Origin of the sequence: Pseudomonas sp. Sample_11 (assembly GCF_004307505.1) — a bacterium.
Lineage (GTDB): Bacteria > Pseudomonadota > Gammaproteobacteria > Pseudomonadales > Pseudomonadaceae > Aquipseudomonas > Aquipseudomonas atacamensis.
In genome coordinates this window covers 21,574-36,926 of sequence record NZ_RCOD01000080.1, presented here as the reverse complement: position 1 = coordinate 36,926, position 15,353 = coordinate 21,574, and the positions used below count along the sequence as shown (strand labels likewise).

The 15,353-nt window shown below is 56.6% G+C and carries 16 protein-coding genes and 2 pseudogenes; 11 read left to right on the top strand and 7 right to left on the bottom strand.

Annotated features, from left to right (window positions below):
• Positions 1-105: 105 nt before the first annotated feature.
• Entirely contained in the window at positions 106-555 is a 450-nt protein-coding gene (locus D8U60_RS21895; RefSeq protein WP_122506013.1) for a carboxymuconolactone decarboxylase family protein, read from the top strand.
• A 1,173-nt stretch (positions 556-1,728) separates the two neighbouring features.
• On the opposite strand, the gene D8U60_RS21890 is transcribed toward D8U60_RS21895, so the two are convergent.
• The 3 genes from D8U60_RS21890 to D8U60_RS21880 form a co-directional block, all read right to left on the bottom strand.
• Positions 1,729-2,499 (bottom strand): molybdopterin-dependent oxidoreductase, encoded by a 771-nt coding sequence (locus D8U60_RS21890; protein ID WP_039760272.1) that lies wholly within the window; start codon positions 2,497-2,499, stop codon positions 1,729-1,731.
• Entirely contained in the window at positions 2,496-3,116 is a 621-nt protein-coding gene (locus D8U60_RS21885; protein ID WP_130900916.1) for a cytochrome b/b6 domain-containing protein, read from the bottom strand. Before D8U60_RS21885 ends, D8U60_RS21890 begins: the two co-directional genes overlap by 4 nt.
• Positions 3,117-3,188: 72 nt before the next feature.
• Entirely contained in the window at positions 3,189-3,800 is a 612-nt protein-coding gene (locus D8U60_RS21880; protein WP_130900915.1) for a hypothetical protein, read from the bottom strand.
• Positions 3,801-4,015: 215 nt separating this feature from the next.
• On the opposite strand from D8U60_RS21880, the gene D8U60_RS21875 reads away from it, so the two are divergent.
• Entirely contained in the window at positions 4,016-4,711 is a 696-nt protein-coding gene (locus D8U60_RS21875) for a heavy metal response regulator transcription factor (RefSeq protein WP_039760267.1), read from the top strand.
• Positions 4,684-6,072, top strand: a complete 1,389-nt coding sequence (locus D8U60_RS21870; protein WP_130900914.1) for a heavy metal sensor histidine kinase — start codon at positions 4,684-4,686, stop codon at positions 6,070-6,072. The genes D8U60_RS21875 and D8U60_RS21870 overlap by 28 nt, the downstream gene beginning before the upstream one ends.
• On the opposite strand, the gene D8U60_RS21865 is transcribed toward D8U60_RS21870, so the two are convergent.
• Entirely contained in the window at positions 6,044-6,550 is a 507-nt protein-coding gene (locus D8U60_RS21865; RefSeq protein ID WP_130900913.1) for a nuclear transport factor 2 family protein, read from the bottom strand. The two genes, D8U60_RS21870 and D8U60_RS21865, sit on opposite strands and share 29 nt — an antisense overlap.
• 79 nt (positions 6,551-6,629) lie before the next feature.
• A complete protein-coding gene (locus tag D8U60_RS21860) occupies positions 6,630-7,388 on the bottom strand; it encodes an SDR family oxidoreductase (protein ID WP_039760604.1) in 759 nt (252 codons plus the stop codon).
• Between the two features lie 267 nt (positions 7,389-7,655).
• Between D8U60_RS21860 and D8U60_RS21855 the strand changes: the two genes are divergently transcribed.
• Positions 7,656-9,068 carry an MFS transporter gene (locus D8U60_RS21855; RefSeq protein WP_241663566.1) on the top strand — a complete coding sequence of 471 codons (1,413 nt, stop codon included), beginning with the start codon at positions 7,656-7,658 and terminating at the stop codon, positions 9,066-9,068.
• A gap of 1 nt (position 9,069) precedes the next feature.
• Here the strand turns inward: D8U60_RS21855 and D8U60_RS21850 are convergent, their stop codons facing one another.
• Positions 9,070-9,930 carry a LysR family transcriptional regulator gene (locus tag D8U60_RS21850; protein ID WP_122704478.1) on the bottom strand — a complete coding sequence of 287 codons (861 nt, stop codon included), beginning with the start codon at positions 9,928-9,930 and terminating at the stop codon, positions 9,070-9,072.
• Between the two features lie 118 nt (positions 9,931-10,048).
• On the opposite strand from D8U60_RS21850, the gene D8U60_RS21845 reads away from it, so the two are divergent.
• The 4 genes from D8U60_RS21845 to D8U60_RS21830 all read left to right on the top strand — a co-directional run bounded on the left by D8U60_RS21845 (position 10,049) and on the right by D8U60_RS21830 (position 12,592).
• Positions 10,049-10,900, top strand: coding sequence for an NAD(P)-dependent oxidoreductase (locus D8U60_RS21845; RefSeq protein ID WP_042609811.1), 852 nt, complete (start codon positions 10,049-10,051; stop codon positions 10,898-10,900).
• A 34-nt stretch (positions 10,901-10,934) separates the two neighbouring features.
• Positions 10,935-11,393, top strand: a complete 459-nt coding sequence (locus D8U60_RS21840; protein ID WP_130900912.1) for a chorismate mutase — start codon at positions 10,935-10,937, stop codon at positions 11,391-11,393.
• Positions 11,314-11,967, top strand: coding sequence for a hypothetical protein (locus D8U60_RS21835; protein ID WP_110599395.1), 654 nt, complete (start codon positions 11,314-11,316; stop codon positions 11,965-11,967). The genes D8U60_RS21840 and D8U60_RS21835 overlap by 80 nt, the downstream gene beginning before the upstream one ends.
• A 232-nt stretch (positions 11,968-12,199) precedes the next feature.
• Entirely contained in the window at positions 12,200-12,592 is a 393-nt protein-coding gene (locus tag D8U60_RS21830) for a RidA family protein (RefSeq protein ID WP_009049394.1), read from the top strand.
• A 191-nt stretch (positions 12,593-12,783) separates the two neighbouring features.
• On the opposite strand, the pseudogene D8U60_RS21825 reads toward D8U60_RS21830, so the two are convergent.
• A pseudogene (locus tag D8U60_RS21825) lies at positions 12,784-13,385 on the bottom strand (terminase small subunit).
• Between the two features lie 265 nt (positions 13,386-13,650).
• Here D8U60_RS21825 and D8U60_RS21820 point away from each other — a divergent pair.
• The 3 genes and pseudogenes from D8U60_RS21820 to D8U60_RS21810 all read left to right on the top strand — a co-directional run.
• A pseudogene (locus tag D8U60_RS21820) lies at positions 13,651-13,923 on the top strand (hypothetical protein); the annotation flags it as partial.
• Positions 13,920-14,126: a DUF4224 domain-containing protein gene (locus D8U60_RS21815; RefSeq protein ID WP_130900911.1), complete on the top strand. Its 207-nt coding sequence runs from the start codon at positions 13,920-13,922 to the stop codon at positions 14,124-14,126. The pseudogene D8U60_RS21820 and the gene D8U60_RS21815, both read left to right, overlap by 4 nt.
• Positions 14,127-15,158, top strand: coding sequence for a tyrosine-type recombinase/integrase (locus D8U60_RS21810; RefSeq protein ID WP_130900910.1), 1,032 nt, complete (start codon positions 14,127-14,129; stop codon positions 15,156-15,158).
• The last annotated feature ends 195 nt before the right edge of the window (positions 15,159-15,353 follow it).

The following is a 15,353-nucleotide window of genomic DNA, read 5'->3' as shown; positions in this document are numbered from 1 at the left end:
GAAGCTGAGCCTTGCTTTTTGATTTCGGGAGAGCCGTTCGCCCGGCTCGGCAGCCATGAGCCGCAAGTCCCACGCTTAATATCGCCCTACAGAGAGGAATTAATCATGAGTCGCCTCGATTGGTTTCAAATTTCACCTAGTGCAGCCAAGGCGCTTGGAGGTTTGCATCACTTTGCGACCACTGCAACCAACCTGCCAGCCCAACTGATCCATTTGGTGTTTCTCAGAGTGTCGCAGATCAACGGCTGCGCACACTGTATTGATCTGCATTCACGGGATCTGATCAAAGAAGGCATGTCGGTGGACAAGCTGGTATTAGTACCGGTATGGCATGAAGCACAGCACCTATTCTCGGATCAGGAGCGCTCGGCATTAGCCTGGGCAGAAGAGGTCACGCGGGTAAGCGAGACCCACGTATCGGACGAAGCGTACGCAGCCGCCTTGGCGATGTTTGCGGAAAAGGATCTGGTTGACCTGACAGTAGCGATTGCTGCGATGAACGCTTTCAATCGTATGGGTGTCAGCTTTAGATTGAAGCCTGCTGCCAAGGCTTGATGGCGAAGGCCTATGAGTCCGAAGACAGCACTTCAGCATCCCTCTGCTGACCCTGCGTAAAGGCTAGTGTACGCCCACCACAACTGATGCCCGCTGTGGGTTGCGGCGGACGCTAAAGGCCCGGTATCCGTACTGGGCCTGGGTCTTCGCCCCGCCTCATTTGTCCGATTGAATTCAACATCTTTGAAGGGCTATCTCCGCGCATCAGTTAGAGGCGGCAATTTTAGTTAACAGCCTTCTCTTAGCCTTCCTCATGCGTTTATGCCAATACTGTTGGCAGCTATAGCCTGGACGTTTTCGGAAACATCCACGAGTTCGCGTCTAGCGGTTTTTCATCGAAGGTAATCTCAGGTTGATCTGCCGCTTATAGCCGAAAATGGACGCCCATCAGGGCTGCTTCTGGCCGAAAGCGGCCGTTCACGAATGACTACCTTCGGCCAAAAGTAGCTCTGAAGGCGGGCTATAACTCTCTGATGCTCAGAATCAACGGGGGATGACAGCGGGGGGGAAATAGGCTGTAAGTCGACCCTGCCTCATATCACCACCTTCGCCACGATAGAGAAGCCATCGGGCTTTCTACTTCAGGCGAACGAAAGACCATTCAACGCTACAGATGAGAATTGGCGGTAGCTGCTTCTCCCTTAATAATACTGGCCTACGGCGAGCAAGCTTTCGAGACCCGTCTAATCGTAACCCCTATCCTCCGAATTTGACCGGTTGAGGAAGGTGCTCTCGTCTGAAGAGGGACTGCGACGGCGAAATGTCCGTATTCTAGGCGAACGCAGTGGCGCTCGAACAATCTCGGTCGGTACCCAGGTGACGGTTAGCGGCGAAAGAGCCACTGCAATGGCGAACCCATTCAGTCCCCCTGTGCCGATAACATCAGAGCAGATAGCCCTTTTTTCGCCATTGAAGGTACATGCGGCAAGATTATCAAAGAGCATCCGAGTGCGAGCTTTATCTGACTGTTGTAAAGGTGGCCTGGACTGAGCCTGCAAGAGAGATTGGAAATCTGCTCCATCACTCGTTGCCCGCATCCTGGGTTCTGATGTTGGCCAGTCGGATGGTGCTGGCGTTACTGCAGAAATACCGGTCATCGGCATGCCTCATATCACGCTTGGTGTCATGAATCTCGCCAGTGTTCCTGGCGTGACAGTTCCGTTCTTTGCTTCATCAGATCCCGCTGAACCAGTTGTAGCCCTGGTCTTCCCAATACCCGCCCGGGTTGTCGTTGCTGACGAAAATCTCGACAACATGCTTGGGGTTTTTGAATCCCAGTTTGGTGGGGACCCGAACCCTCAGCGGATAGCCGTACTCGGGCGGCAGCGCCACGTCAGCGTAATCCAGTGCCAACAGCGTCTGCGGGTGCAAGGCAGTCGGCATGTCCAGACTGGAGTAGTAACGATCGGCACATTTGAAACCGACAAATTTCGCTGTGGTGTCGGCGCCGATGTGTTCCAGGAAGGTTTTCAACGGTACACCTCCCCATTGACCGATCGCGCTCCAGCCCTCAACACAGATCAGCCGAGTGATATCGCTGCGTTGCGGCAGCTTGCGCAAGCTTTCGAGTGTCCACGGCGCCTTGTCCCTGATCCGGCCGGAGACGGCGAGCGAGTAACTGGTCAGGTCTACTTCAGGGATATCGTCCTGACCATAGAAAGCGTTGAACGGAAACGGCTTGGTGATCTGCGCGCGGGCGAAGGTCGGCGCCAGTTTCCGTCCACTGAACAGCCACGCCTGGACCCGGTCGTTCCAACGCGACATGGCCCAAAGCACTTTGTCGACCTGATCGCCGTCCTGCAGGTTGCAACCGGTCAGCATCGACATCGCGCCAACCGTCAGGCCGGCCCGAAGAAAATGCCGGCGCTGAATGTTTTCCAGTTCAAGCTGTTGCGCAGGTTCAATCCTGACGCGCTGACGCGTTGTTATTTTAAATTCAGTCATGACCCGTTTTTCCCGTTATCAGGCGTCCGCACTCCACCCGTGATCATTGGCAACAGGGTTTTCGGTACCAAAATCACCAAGACCAGATGAATCACCACAAACGCTGCAATCATCGTCATGGCCGCGAAATGTACGTAACGAGCAACGTCATAGCCGCCCAGTAACGCGACCAGCTCCTGAAGTTGAACCGGTTTCCAGATCGCTACGCCCGAGATAACGATCAGTACGCCTGCCGCCAGCACCATCCAATACATCAAGCGTTGCATTGCGTTGTAGACACCCTTTTCATGCACCAGCCGAAAGCGCAAGACAGCCGTCAGATCATGCTTCAACGCGGCGATCCCGATGGGTAGCAGGTCTCGTTTGAAATGACGACTGACGAACCCGTACAGCACATAGATCGCACCGTTGATCAGCAGCAACCACATGAACGCAAAATGCCAGGCAAGTGCCCCGCCCAGCCAACCGCCCACGGTCAATGAAACCGGAAACCTGAAACTGAACAGTGGCGAGGCGTTGTAGATAGCCCAACCGCTCATGAACATGCAGACCATGCAGGCCGCATTGATCCAATGGGTGAAGCGAACCGGCCAGGGATGCAGCTTCTTCTGTCTCACGTGGTTCCCCTTGCAAACCATCCATGTAGCTGGGCGCCGCCAGACAGCAGCGCCCTAACCTTTTTCAGGTGATTACATCGGTGGCTGGAAGCCATCCTTGCCCACCGCAATGCCGCGTGCGGAGGTGCCATCTGCAGCGGGGAACACGACAATTTTGGTGCCTTTGACCAGTTCATCGGTCTTGCCGGGCTCGACATAGGCGATGGGCACATCATCCGGTACTACAATCTGCTTCTCGCCGCCCTTGTAGTTGACGGTCAATGTTCGGCCGTCGGTTTTGGACAGTTTGCCAACGGTGCCGTTGGTCATGGTGCCAGTGCTGCCGTCTGCGTTCTGCCAACCGTAATGACCTTCGCCGCTGCCCTTGAGCCTGGCGTCGAATACCGTGACCTCAAGCGCCTTCAAGGTTCCGTTGGCCTGCGGGATGGCCGCCGAGCCGATGAAGCTGTCGGATTTGATCGAGTCGATATTGGCCTTCGATACCCGGCTGATACCGGTCTTGTCAGTCAGTCCGATCGTCTGCTGGGCGCCAGAGCGGACAGTGAAGGTCAGCGTGTTGTTGCTGACGCTTTCCACCGTACCGCGCAGTGGTTTGATGACCGGCATGTCGGCGGCGGTGGCAATGACGGCAGCGCTGAGCATCACCAAACCGAACGTGGTAGACAGGGCGTTTTTGAGTTGCATGGCGACGATTCCTCATGGGTTGATGTGTCGCCATCCTCGACCGCAGACCGGGACGTCACGATGACCGTCGAATGACATTTTTGTCATTCGCCAACCCTGACCATGTATGACAGAAATGTAACCGACTGCGCCCGCTCATCCCGTTACACTGCACAGCCGAGATACCGATGTCGCGGACTGAATCCCGTCATGAAGAAACCCGAGCGCGCCTGACGATGCATATCCTGCTGATCGAAGATGACACCAAAACAGGTGAGTACCTGAAAAAGGGGCTCGGTGAGTCCGGTTACAACGTCGACTGGACCCAGCATGGCGCTGACGGCCTGCACATGGCCTTGCATACGACCTATGACCTGATCGTGCTGGACGTGATGTTGCCCGGGATTGACGGCTTTCAGATCATCGAGCTGTTGCGCGCCAGACAAGACGTACCCGTGCTGTTCCTTACCGCGCGCGACCAGTTGCAAGACCGCATTCGCGGTCTGGAACTGGGCGCCGATGATTACCTGATCAAACCTTTTTCGTTTACCGAACTGCTGTTGCGCATCCGCACTATTCTGCGCCGCGGTGTCGTGCGCGAAGCCGACCATTTCCACCTTGCCGATCTCGAACTGGATCTGGTCCGGCGCCGCGTGACCCGCCAACAACAGGTGATCGTGCTGACCAACAAGGAGTTCGCCCTGCTCCATCTGTTTCTCCGTCGAGCCGGCGATGTGTTGTCCAGGACACAAATCGCTTCGGAAGTCTGGGACATGAATTTCGACAGCGATACCAACGTGGTGGACGTCGCTGTCAAGCGCCTGCGCAACAAGGTCGACCAGCCCTACCCGATCAAGCTGATCCATACCATTCGCGGTATCGGCTATGTCTGCGAGGTGAGGCCATGCGGTCCCGACGCCAACCCTCGCTGACGCTGCGATCGACCGTGGCGTTTGCCATGGTCGCGATGCTGGCCGTGGCCGGCGCGGGCTTCTATCTGTATCAGACGATGAAGGCCTCGGTATTGGTCTACAGCGATCACGCGGTGATGGGCCGTCTGGAGCATTTTCGCAAGCTCCTGCATTACGAACTCGCCATCGAAAAGCTGCGCGACAGCCCGCAGATTTTCAAGAACATGCTCGACAGCGAAGACGACATCTTCATCATTGAAGAGCCGGGGCAGCCACCGGTCATCCAGGTCAATCCACTCAACGTCACGTTGCCTGAACTGCCGGTGATCGGCCAGGACACAAAGCTGAGCGTCAGTGATCTGCGCAGCGGCGTGACCGACTCGGGAACAAGGCTGCGCGCCGCCTCCGTAGTCACGACGTCGGGTGGCCGTGTAGTCCGATTGACGGCCGCCCACCTTATGGGCAAGGAAATGGCGATGCTTGCAGCGTATCGCGAGCGCATCTACCTGGCCGTGGCCCTGGCCTTTCTGGCAACCGCGTTGCTGGGTTATCTGTTATTGCGTCGCGGGCTGCGTCCGCTGCGCAAAATGGCCGCCCATGCCGCAGCCATAACGCCTGAGCGTCTGCACAGCCGTATGGACAGCGCCGATACGCCGGTTGAATTGCAACAGCTGAGTGACGCCTATAACGCGATGCTTGATCGTCTTGCTCAGGGTTATCAGCGACTGACGCAATTTTCCGCCGACCTTGCCCATGAAATCCGCACGCCGGTCGGGTCGTTGATGGGACATTGTCAGGTTGCCCTTCGCCAATGCCGTAGCGAGGACGAATATCAGGCGCTGATCGCTTCGAACCTTGAAGAACTCGAACGGATCTCGCGCATCGTCGAAAGCATTCTATTTCTGGCGCGCGCCGATGAAGCGCAAGCCGTAGTGGAGCGCCAGCAACTGTCGCTGCATGACGAATCACAGCGCATCGCTGAGTATTTTGAGGGTTTGGCTGAAGAGCGGCGAATGAGCTTCCAAATAACGGGCGATGGTATCGTGCTCGCTGACCCCTTGCTGCTGCGCAGAGCGTTGAGCAACCTGGTGGCGAACGCTGTTCGCTACGCTTACGAGGGCACCGAGATTCTGATACGGGTATTGGAAACCCACGGAGGTGCCCGGATTGAGGTGGAGAACCAAGGGCCGGTGCTGGGCGACGAAACCCTGGGCAAACTCTTCGACCGCTTTTACCGTGGCGATGCGTCTCGGCACCAGAATTCCGACTCCTACGGGCTTGGCCTCGCCATTGTCGTGGCCATCATGCAACTGCATGACGGCCACGTGGGTGTCGAACAGCCAAGGGCCGGGACTATTCGTTTTTCGCTGTCGTTCCCTTGAGCTGCTCGAACGGTGCAAACTGTTCTTCGCCCGCTGCGGGTACCCAATCTTTTAACGGCGTCAGGAAATGCATTTCAAAACGACGTGACAGGAACGCCCACTTTCCGTCCCGACGTTCAAAACTGTCGTGGTAAAGACCGCTGACTTGCACCGGGCCTTTTTCAATGTCATGAAACAGGCAATCCGCAGCTACCGTGCCCACTGCGCTGTCACCCTCGATTTCAATCAGCGGGTTGGCCATCCAGTGGTGCATATGGGGCATCTGGCGCCAGCTGTTTTGCGCCATCGCCAGGATTTCGTCACGGTTTCCAGCCTGGCCAAAACCCGGTAGATCCAGTGTCGACTCTTCGTGCCAGATTGAGCTAAGAAGCGAGGCGTCGATGCGGTCGAAAGCATTGGCGTAGGCGCTGATCAGCGACTCGATGGCGGCGCGACTTTCCAGGGCGTCCAGTCGGGCTGTCAGTTGTTCATTGTTCATGATGAGGTTTCCTGCAGGTGCTGCGCATAAGCGAGGAAGGCAGCCCTGCGCGAGGGCTGCGCTACGGTTGAGCACGTGGTCAGATCTGCGACAGGCCGCCGTCGACCATCAACTCCACACCGTTGACATATTTCGCATCGGCAGACGCAAGAAACAGCGCCGACGAGGCGATTTCCTCAGGCTCGGCCATGTACCCCAATGGCGTGATCTGCTCGACGTGCTGACGCAGCGCGGCGACGTCGGTTTCGCTCATCTTCAAGCCGTTATCCATCAGCGGTGTGCGGGTGAAGCCAGGGCTCAGGACATTCGCTCTGATCTTGCGACCTTTGAGTTCGTTGGCCCACGTCCTGGCAAAGGAACGTACCGCGGCTTTGGAGGCGTTGTAGAGGCTCAGTCCTTCCATGCCATTGCTGGAACAGATAGAGGCCGTCAGCACGATCGAAGCGCCATTTTTCAACAATGGCATCAACGTCTGTACAGTAAAAAAGACTCCCTTTACGTTGATGTCGAACATGTTGAAATAGGCGGCCTCGGTGGTCTCGCCCAGCGGGTTCTTTTCACAAATACCCGCATTGGCAAACACTGAGTCCAGTTGATCGCCGTGCGCCTCAATCGTCGCCTTGAGCTCGTCCAGATCAACCTGGCGCGCGACATCGGAAATGACCGCGACCGCCCTGTCGCCAAGCTTGGCCACCGCAGCCTCCAGCGTGGCTGCAGAACGCCCGGTGATGTAAACGCGCCTGGCGCCCTCGGCAATCAAACCCTGTGCAATCGCAAATCCGATCCCGGTGGACGCGCCGGTGACGACTGCGACCTGATCAGCGAATTTACCTGACATAACTGACTCCTCGATTTCGGTTGTGTGGCTCGACTGGAACCACAGTGCGGCCATTTTGCGAGGAGGCAGGGGCGCAGCGGCACTGCCATAAATGAACATTGGACGTTCATTTATGTGAGGCGTCAGCCAGGGTTTGATCGTTTAGATTGAAGTCAGCTTATTCAAAGCATGACTCGCAATCGAAAATATTCTGGAGCCGAAGGGTTTCAGAAAGGAGACCTTATGCCTGAGAAAATAGTAGCCCTTCCGGAACAGCGGCGCTGGCTGATGTTCGCCATCCTGTTGGTCGGTGCATTCTTGCCGCCGCTGGATTTCTTCATCGTGAACGTAGCGCTGCCTTCGATTCAGCAATCGCTGGGCACGGCCTCCTCTGCCGAACAGTTGATCATCTCTTCTTACGCGGCGCTGTATGCCGTGACACTGATCACCGGCGGAAGGCTTGGCGACATCTTTGGCCGCATGAGAATGTTCTTCGTTGGCCTGATTGGCTTTGCCGTCGCCTCACTGATCTGCGGTGTCGCCGAGTCACCCTGGGTGTTGATCGCCGGACGCTCGCTGCAAGGCGTGACGGCCGCTGTCATGGCGCCGCAGGCACTCGCTTCAGTGCAGGCGATATTCCCTGAGTCGGAAAAACCCTTGGCGTTGAGCCTGTACGGTGCGGTGTTTGGTTTGGCGTCGGTAGTCGGCCAGGCACTTGGCGGGATTCTGATCTCGCTCAACCTGATGAACCTGGGCTGGCGGTCGATATTTCTGGTGAATCTACCGATTGCGTTGCTGGTCATTCTGATCGCCATCCCCGTGGTCAAGGAAACCCGCGCACCCCAGACCAGCAAGCTGGATCTGGGTGGAACGCTGTTGTCGATGGTGACGCTTGCGGCGCTGATCGTTCCACTGATCGAGGGACGTGAAGCGGGCTGGCCGTGGTGGGCCTGGCTGTCGCTGGCGGCGGTGCCACTCCTGGCCTGGCTGTTCTGGCGCTACGAAGCCCGCTTGTATCAAGCGCAAGGCGCGCCGTTGCTGAACCCTGCTGCACTGCGTGCGCCCGGGCTGGGCCGGGCATTGCTGGTGGCGCTGACTTTTTACGCGATCGGCGTGTTCTTCCTGCTGTTTTCCATCTATTTACAGGGAGCGCTGCATACGAGCCCGCTCAGTGCAGGTCTGGTCTTTCTGCCATTCGGCGCTGGTTTCTTGCTGGGGCCGCTCGCCACCCATCTATTCCGGCGTTTGCTGGGGTCTTATGTGAATCCCTTCGGAATGGCACTCGAAGTGCTGGGGTTCGTGCTATTGGCCTGGCTCGTGGCGCACACACCGACGGCCGTCACGCCCACTGCGCTGTCCCTTGCCGTGATTCTCTTTCTGATCGGCTTCGGACAAGGACTTGCCCTTCCGACATTGATGCGCATGATCACTGGACGCGTGGCACCGGCGTATTCCGGCATGATTGCGGGCATCACCAGTTCCACCCTGCAAATCAGCACGGCACTGAGCGTGGCGATCATCGGTGGCATTTTTTACACGCTTCTGGGCAAGGACACGGACGCGGCGGCCATCACCCACGCCTTCACCGTCGCCATACTGTGCATCGCTGCGTGTCTGGTGGTAGGCGCAGGACTGAGTCTGAGTCTGGCGCGCCAATCTGCTGCAGAGCTGCAAACGGCGGCCATGCAGCCGGCAGAGTGAATCAACCGCCTGCCTGAGTGCCAATCATGACGGAGGCCAGGTCGGCAAGCGCGCGCAGACTGTCCATCTGGCGCATGTCCTGGTGGTAGCCCATCCAAATGTCGCGGCCTGGTGGCGGTTCATCTGAATCGATCAGACGCAGCGCCGTCAACTGGTCGCCCAAAGCGCGGGGCAATACCGCGACGCCCTGCCCCTGCGCACACATTTGCGCCTGGACTGTGCGGCTGCTACTGGTAAACACGGTACGCGCCAGAGGGTAACGCTGCTGCAGCCACTGCACATCGGGATAATGAGACTGGGCAACACTCATGGTGATCAGACCCAGCCCGGCGCCCTGTGGCTCAGGGTCAGCAGATCCAACGGCTGCGTATAACCCGTAAGTCAGGGAGATCAGCTTGCGGTGCACGATATCGGGTTCGGTGAACGGAACGATTCGAAACGCGATGTCGGCGTCGCGGCGAGCCAGATCAAACAATCGATGCCCGGCAATGACCTCGGGCACGATCAATGGATAACGCCGGCCCAGTTCACTCAGCACCGGGGCCAGCACATAACAGGCGAACCAGTCAGCGCAGGAAATGCGCAGCACACCTTCGGGCTGTGCGCTGTCCCCCGCGAGGCGCCTTTCGATGGCCAACGCACTTTGCTCCATTTCCTGCGCGAGGCTGAGGAGCTTCTCGCCGCTGTCGGTCAACACGAGACCTTGGTTGGTACGCAGGAAAACGGGTTGGCCACTGAACTGTTCCAGCACCTGCAAGCGCCGCCCCACGGTCGGATGGCTGACCCCCAACAGCTTGGCGGCAGCCCCTAATGACCCGCTGCGGGCAATCGCGAGAAAGACCCGCACATCACTCCAGTCCATGCTCCGCCCCCGTACAAAAATGAACAGTGAGAGTGCAGCAATGGCAGTGCCGTAGCAATCCCGTGCCCGACATACTTGTCTGCATTCACCGTCGTCGAATACCAACCGGAGACTGCAAATGAAGATTGGTTTTATCGGAGTGGGATGCATGGGCAGAGCCATCATTCCACTGCTCGTCCGCGCTGGCCATCACGTCTCGGCATGGAACCGCAGTCAGGCGGCGATCAAGGATCTCGAAGGCATCAGCGTTATCGAAACGCCGGCCTCGGCGTTCCAGCAAGAGGTAGTCATCACTCTTCTGGCCGATGATGCCGCCGTCAGGCAAGTGCTGCTCTCCAGCGCTGTTCTGGAAACTGCAGACAAAGCTTGCGTGCATGTCGTGATGTCGACCTTGTCGCCTTCGCTGATGTTGGAGTTGCAGCGCGAACATGAAGCCGTCGGCATGCCATTGATCGCGGCGCCGGTCTTCGGCGTGCCCGCCGTGGCGGCCAAGGGCGAGTTGAATATCCTGGCGGCCGGATCGCAGGCCGCTGTCTCGACCGTCCAACCGCTGTTCGACCTGCTCGGGAAAAAAACCTGGTATCTGGGCGACCAACCTGAACAGGCCTGTATCGCGAAAATCGCCGGCAACATGATGATCACCCAAGCCATCCAGTCGCTGGGCGAAGCCAGCGGACTCGTTCAACGCCACGGACTGAGCCCTTCGATTTTCATCAAGCTCATGACCCAGACCCTGTTCGCCTGCCCCAGTTATCAACGTTATGGGCAGAACATCGTCAGCAGCAATTTTGAACCGGGATTCAAACTGTCGCTTGGCCTCAAGGATATGAATCTGGCGATCGATGCGGGTCGTCTCAAGGGGCTGGAGTTGCCAGCGGCGGATGCCGTGCGATTGAAAATGACGTCGGCGGTAGCCAGGGGAGATGGCGACAAGGACTGGTCGGTTTTTGCTCAGCAGACGAATCATTGAGAAGCTCTTTCGAACACCTGTCACGAGGTCATTCATGGAAAACTCCAACATCGCGCGTCAACTCTCAACATTCAGGAAAACCATCGACAATATCGACGCCGCCCTCATCCACCTGCTCGCGGAACGGTTTCGCTGTACCGATGAGGTCGGATTGCTCAAGGCCCGATATCAGTTGCCTGCGGTAGACGAGGCCAGAGAGCAGCAGCAATACCAGCGTCTGGCAGCACTTGCTCAGGAGGCCGAGCTGGATACGGCCATCGTGCAGAGGCTGATGCAGTTGGTCATTGGCGAAGTGGTCGAGCGCCACAGGCAGATCGCCGCCAGGCATGCCCCGGCACCCGCCAATAACCCTGACCCTCGGGCCTGCCCCCGGCGCCACTTATCGAAGCAATCAGACAAACGAGCAGAACCGCATGAAATGGCCAACGATCGAGCAAATTCGCAGCTTCACCGATTTACCCTATGGCTACAGTTGGGATTACCTGAAACGTGAGGAGATCAATGTCGCGACAGATTTTTTCCGGACATGGTTTCCCTCCATTTCGGTGGGGTTGGCAAGCCCGTTTCTGGACCAGCAGTTCTACGCAGACAACGTGGTGCTCGAAGACGATCCGGATCGAGGCATATTCGCTACCGTCGTCCGCCAGAACGATGAGATTGTTGCTATCGCCACGTGGGAAAAAATTGACGGTGCTGACGTTATTTTCGGGCGGGTCGGCGCGGTAGCCAAACCGCACAGACAAGCCAGACTGGCCGTTGCGGCCCAGGACCTGGGAGAAAAAATCGGCACGTTCATGGGCGCGGGGCTGATCTATGGCATGGCAACAACCCGCACGCCGTATATGCAACAAGCACTGGAGCAAGCCGGTTACAAAGCGGTAGGGATAATGCCTGGCTTGGACCGGGAAGAAACAGCACCTGGAATCGTGCGCAGGGTTTACGAAGTCATCTACGTAAAACGGCTCGCACCACACGCCGACTTTCTCATTCCTGCCGGTCATAACCTTACCCCTACAGTCGCGCGACTTTACGCAGATATATTTCAAGGTGATGACGACACGAACTGACGAGCCAGCCTAGCAGCGAACCAACCATCGAAATGCTTCTGATCAGTAACGCTACCGGCTCGCGCCTTTTGCATCGATCGAGGTAGCCACATTAGGTAATGAGTTCAAAAAGACTCAGCAGCGGCTAAAAGCACCTGTGGGGTTGATTAATAGATGAGAAGTGAACTGAGTGGACGCGGCTCTGGCCCCTGAGTTAGCTTTCGTAACCGTTCTAACTTGGGGCTCCGCAATCATGACTGACCGTCAGATCATTGTTCCAGATGGCATGAGATTGATCTACGAGCGCGCGGGTTATGCACCAGCAGTAAAGGTAGGAAAAACTCTCTACTGCGCGGGTCAGGTAGGCAGGACGCCGGAATTATCCGTCATTGAAGAACCTGAGCAGCAGTTTTTAGCTGCATGGGACAATCTCCGGATCGTCTTGGAGGCAGGTGGCTGTAAATTTGAAGATGTCGTAGAAATGACAACTTACCACGTCGACATGCACCGTCACATGCCAATTTTCAGACGCGTAAAGGATAAAGTATTTCCGAGAAGCACTTGTGCATGGACCTGCATTGGTGTCAGTGAATTAGCTCGACCTGGCCTTCTCGTGGAGATCAAGTGCGTCGCAGTAGAGCGATAACCCTCTGACAAGAACCTGCATATCCAGGTCTTAAAATGGGTGACTACGCATGCGGTGGTAGATTCAAAATTACACTTGCCTGCTGCATCGGTAGGCGCGTGATAACACTTTACGCCGACGGCTAATACTGACTGGAAGCAGGCGCCAATCAATTCCGATGCGAGCAGAAAAATGCCTATCAGCGGATATCCTTAGCACTCGCTAAACGCAAATCCAAAGTCATCGCTTGACACTTGTGCCGCTTCGTTAAGTCGTTGGCGCAGCGCAGCCGTTAGCTGCCTCTCCACCACCCACGGATCCGACAGCGCGGCGAGTTGTAGCGCCAATTGCGGCGACAGGCTCATTAGCGAATGATTAAGCGATCGCGCCGTTTCAAAAGCGGCTTTCTGCACAAAGCTGATTTCCACCAGCTCCCCCTGCGCCTTGCGAAACTCCATCTCAGCCATCCGCGCCAAGTAGTGCTCGCGATGTGCACGCGCTTTCTGAAAGTCCGGGGACTGCCCTTGCGCGGGATCAACGGGCGGCGGCGCAGCCATGTTGGTCGGTTCGGATTGTGTAGCGACGTGGCTGTACACATTACGCTGAAGCCGCTCCTGTTGGTGGCGAGCAGCGACGGCAGCCTTGCTCGGGTCAGCGGTATCGCGGATCAATGCTTCGGTGGCCAGAACGTCGACCTGCTTGCCATTGGGGACAGGACCAGTCGACCGTTTTCCTTCAGCCAGGTGATGTAACTCGGTGAGCGGCCGATGTGTGCGGCGAAGGCGCTCTTGGATAGGTACGTGGCTGCGGTCATAAGCCCTCCTTTTCAGCGGCTTTTCAATGAATGCTTTCAAGATTTCAGTGGATTGAAATTTCAGTAAGCTGGTGGGCCTCCCACTAACAAGATCCCGCGGGTTTCCGACCCCGTGTCCTTTGGAAGTCCCCAGGGTCCCCGGCGGTTTTCCGCCCGGTCCGGTCGCTCGACTGCCATGCCCTGCCCCCATCCCTTTGGAAAGACGGACATCCCTGCAAAGGTTTCAGCTAGAGAGATCTCGCGAGTTCGATAACCCGTGTACACGCGCCTGGCAAAAGCCTGCAAACGACTTGAAGCAGATCCGCACTTCGGCCCGGCCGAGCACCAGACGCTGGTCGCCATCGGCGAGCTGCTGCGTATCGCGGCCGAGACGTTCAGCGCTTTTCGTACCGGGAAGAAACTTGAACGTGATGCTCGGTCCCTTCGTACACAAGCACTTGCGATGGCAGGAAGCTTGCCGCCGACCTCGAAGGACGAACACTCCAATCAGCAAGCACCTTTGAGAAGCGCTTTCGGACCTAGCAAGGAGGCAGCATGACAATCCAGTTTTTGAGCCATGAGCAAGTATGCGAATTGACCGGCGCCAAAACTAAAGCAGGTCAGATCACCGTTTTAAAGCGAAATGGCATCCGCCGTACGATAAAAAGGAATGGATGGCCCTGCGTCGTGACTGCAGCGCTAACAGGGTCAACCACCACCACATCGGAAACGCCGAAGTGGCAGCCACGCTTGGTGGGATAGATGGGACGAAGACCAACGAAACCGGGGAGCATTCCCCGCTTGCGTGAGAGAAAGCGCGGCAAAACAACCTACTACTTGTACGACACTGGTGGAAAACCGCGCAAAGAAATCCCCCTGGGTACTGACTATGGCCTTGCCATCTTAGAGTACGCAAAACTGGAAAAAAGCCGTGTATCTCAGGCTTTAATGCAAGAAGTATTAACTTTTGCATACGTTGCCGAGCTCTATATGAAGGAGGTCGTTCCAACCAAAGCCCATGCCACTCAAAAGGACAACGCGCGCGAACTGAAAAATCTTCTCCTGTTCTTCAACGACCCACCGGCCCCTCTAGAAGCAATCGAACCGAAACATGTCAGCCAGTACCTTCGTCATCGCGGTAAGGCAGCTCCTATTCGTGCAAATCGGGAAAAAGCGTTACTCAGCTCCATTTGGAACTTCGCTCGCGAGAACGGCTACACATCCTTGGCAAATCCGTGCTCAGGCGTGAAGGGTAATAAAGAAACCGGTCGCGACATATATGTTGAAGACGACGTCCTTGCCCGAGCCTACCAGCATGCCGATCAACCATTAAGAGATGCTTTGGACCTGTTCTATCTAACAGGTCAGAGGGTCGCTGACACATTGAAGATGGATGAGCGAGACATAAAAGACGGAAAGCTCTCCGTTCAGCAAGGCAAGACAGGGGCTAAACGAAGGATCGAAATCATTGGTGAGCTCAAAGTCGTAATAGATCGAATCATGGCGCGAAAGACCGGACAGAAAATCAGATCAACACGCCTGGTAGTAATCGACTCTGGGCAGCCGATGACGACCAGCATGCTCAGAAAAAGGTTCGATGACGCCAGGGAAGCAGCCGGGATTCCAAAAGCAGAATTTCAGATGCGCGACCTACGAGCAAAAGCGGCCACGGATAAAGAGGAGTCAACAGGGAACATCAGAGAAGCTCGAGACCAACTTGGGCACACCACCGTAGGGATGACAGAACAGTACATCCGTATGCGGAAGGGCATGAAGGTCACCCCTACGAGGTGACTAACGGTCACGAATTGCGGAAAAGATTTTTTGATTGCGGAAAAAAGAACTAAGGGCTTGCATGAGGTATGTCATGCAAGCCCTTGATATTCATGGTGCCCGAAGCCGGAATCGAACCGGCACGCCCTTACGAGCGGGGGATTTTAAGTCCCGCGCCAGAATCAAGCGGGCTGCGGCTTTGATGCGATTTTTTGG

Coding starts and splice junctions, on each gene's coding strand:
- D8U60_RS21895 (WP_122506013.1), top strand. CDS start 106: ATGAGTCGCCTCGATTGGTTTCAAATTTCACCTAGTGCAGCCAAGGCG.
- D8U60_RS21890 (WP_039760272.1), bottom strand. CDS start 2,499: ATGACTGAATTTAAAATAACAACGCGTCAGCGCGTCAGGATTGAACCT.
- D8U60_RS21880 (WP_130900915.1), bottom strand. CDS start 3,800: ATGCAACTCAAAAACGCCCTGTCTACCACGTTCGGTTTGGTGATGCTC.
- D8U60_RS21875 (WP_039760267.1), top strand. CDS start 4,016: ATGCATATCCTGCTGATCGAAGATGACACCAAAACAGGTGAGTACCTG.
- D8U60_RS21870 (WP_130900914.1), top strand. CDS start 4,684: ATGCGGTCCCGACGCCAACCCTCGCTGACGCTGCGATCGACCGTGGCG.
- D8U60_RS21865 (WP_130900913.1), bottom strand. CDS start 6,550: ATGAACAATGAACAACTGACAGCCCGACTGGACGCCCTGGAAAGTCGC.
- D8U60_RS21860 (WP_039760604.1), bottom strand. CDS start 7,388: ATGTCAGGTAAATTCGCTGATCAGGTCGCAGTCGTCACCGGCGCGTCC.
- D8U60_RS21855 (WP_241663566.1), top strand. CDS start 7,656: ATGTTCGCCATCCTGTTGGTCGGTGCATTCTTGCCGCCGCTGGATTTC.
- D8U60_RS21850 (WP_122704478.1), bottom strand. CDS start 9,930: ATGGACTGGAGTGATGTGCGGGTCTTTCTCGCGATTGCCCGCAGCGGG.
- D8U60_RS21845 (WP_042609811.1), top strand. CDS start 10,049: ATGAAGATTGGTTTTATCGGAGTGGGATGCATGGGCAGAGCCATCATT.
- D8U60_RS21840 (WP_130900912.1), top strand. CDS start 10,935: ATGGAAAACTCCAACATCGCGCGTCAACTCTCAACATTCAGGAAAACC.
- D8U60_RS21835 (WP_110599395.1), top strand. CDS start 11,314: ATGAAATGGCCAACGATCGAGCAAATTCGCAGCTTCACCGATTTACCC.
- D8U60_RS21830 (WP_009049394.1), top strand. CDS start 12,200: ATGACTGACCGTCAGATCATTGTTCCAGATGGCATGAGATTGATCTAC.
- D8U60_RS21815 (WP_130900911.1), top strand. CDS start 13,920: ATGACAATCCAGTTTTTGAGCCATGAGCAAGTATGCGAATTGACCGGC.
- D8U60_RS21810 (WP_130900910.1), top strand. CDS start 14,127: ATGGGACGAAGACCAACGAAACCGGGGAGCATTCCCCGCTTGCGTGAG.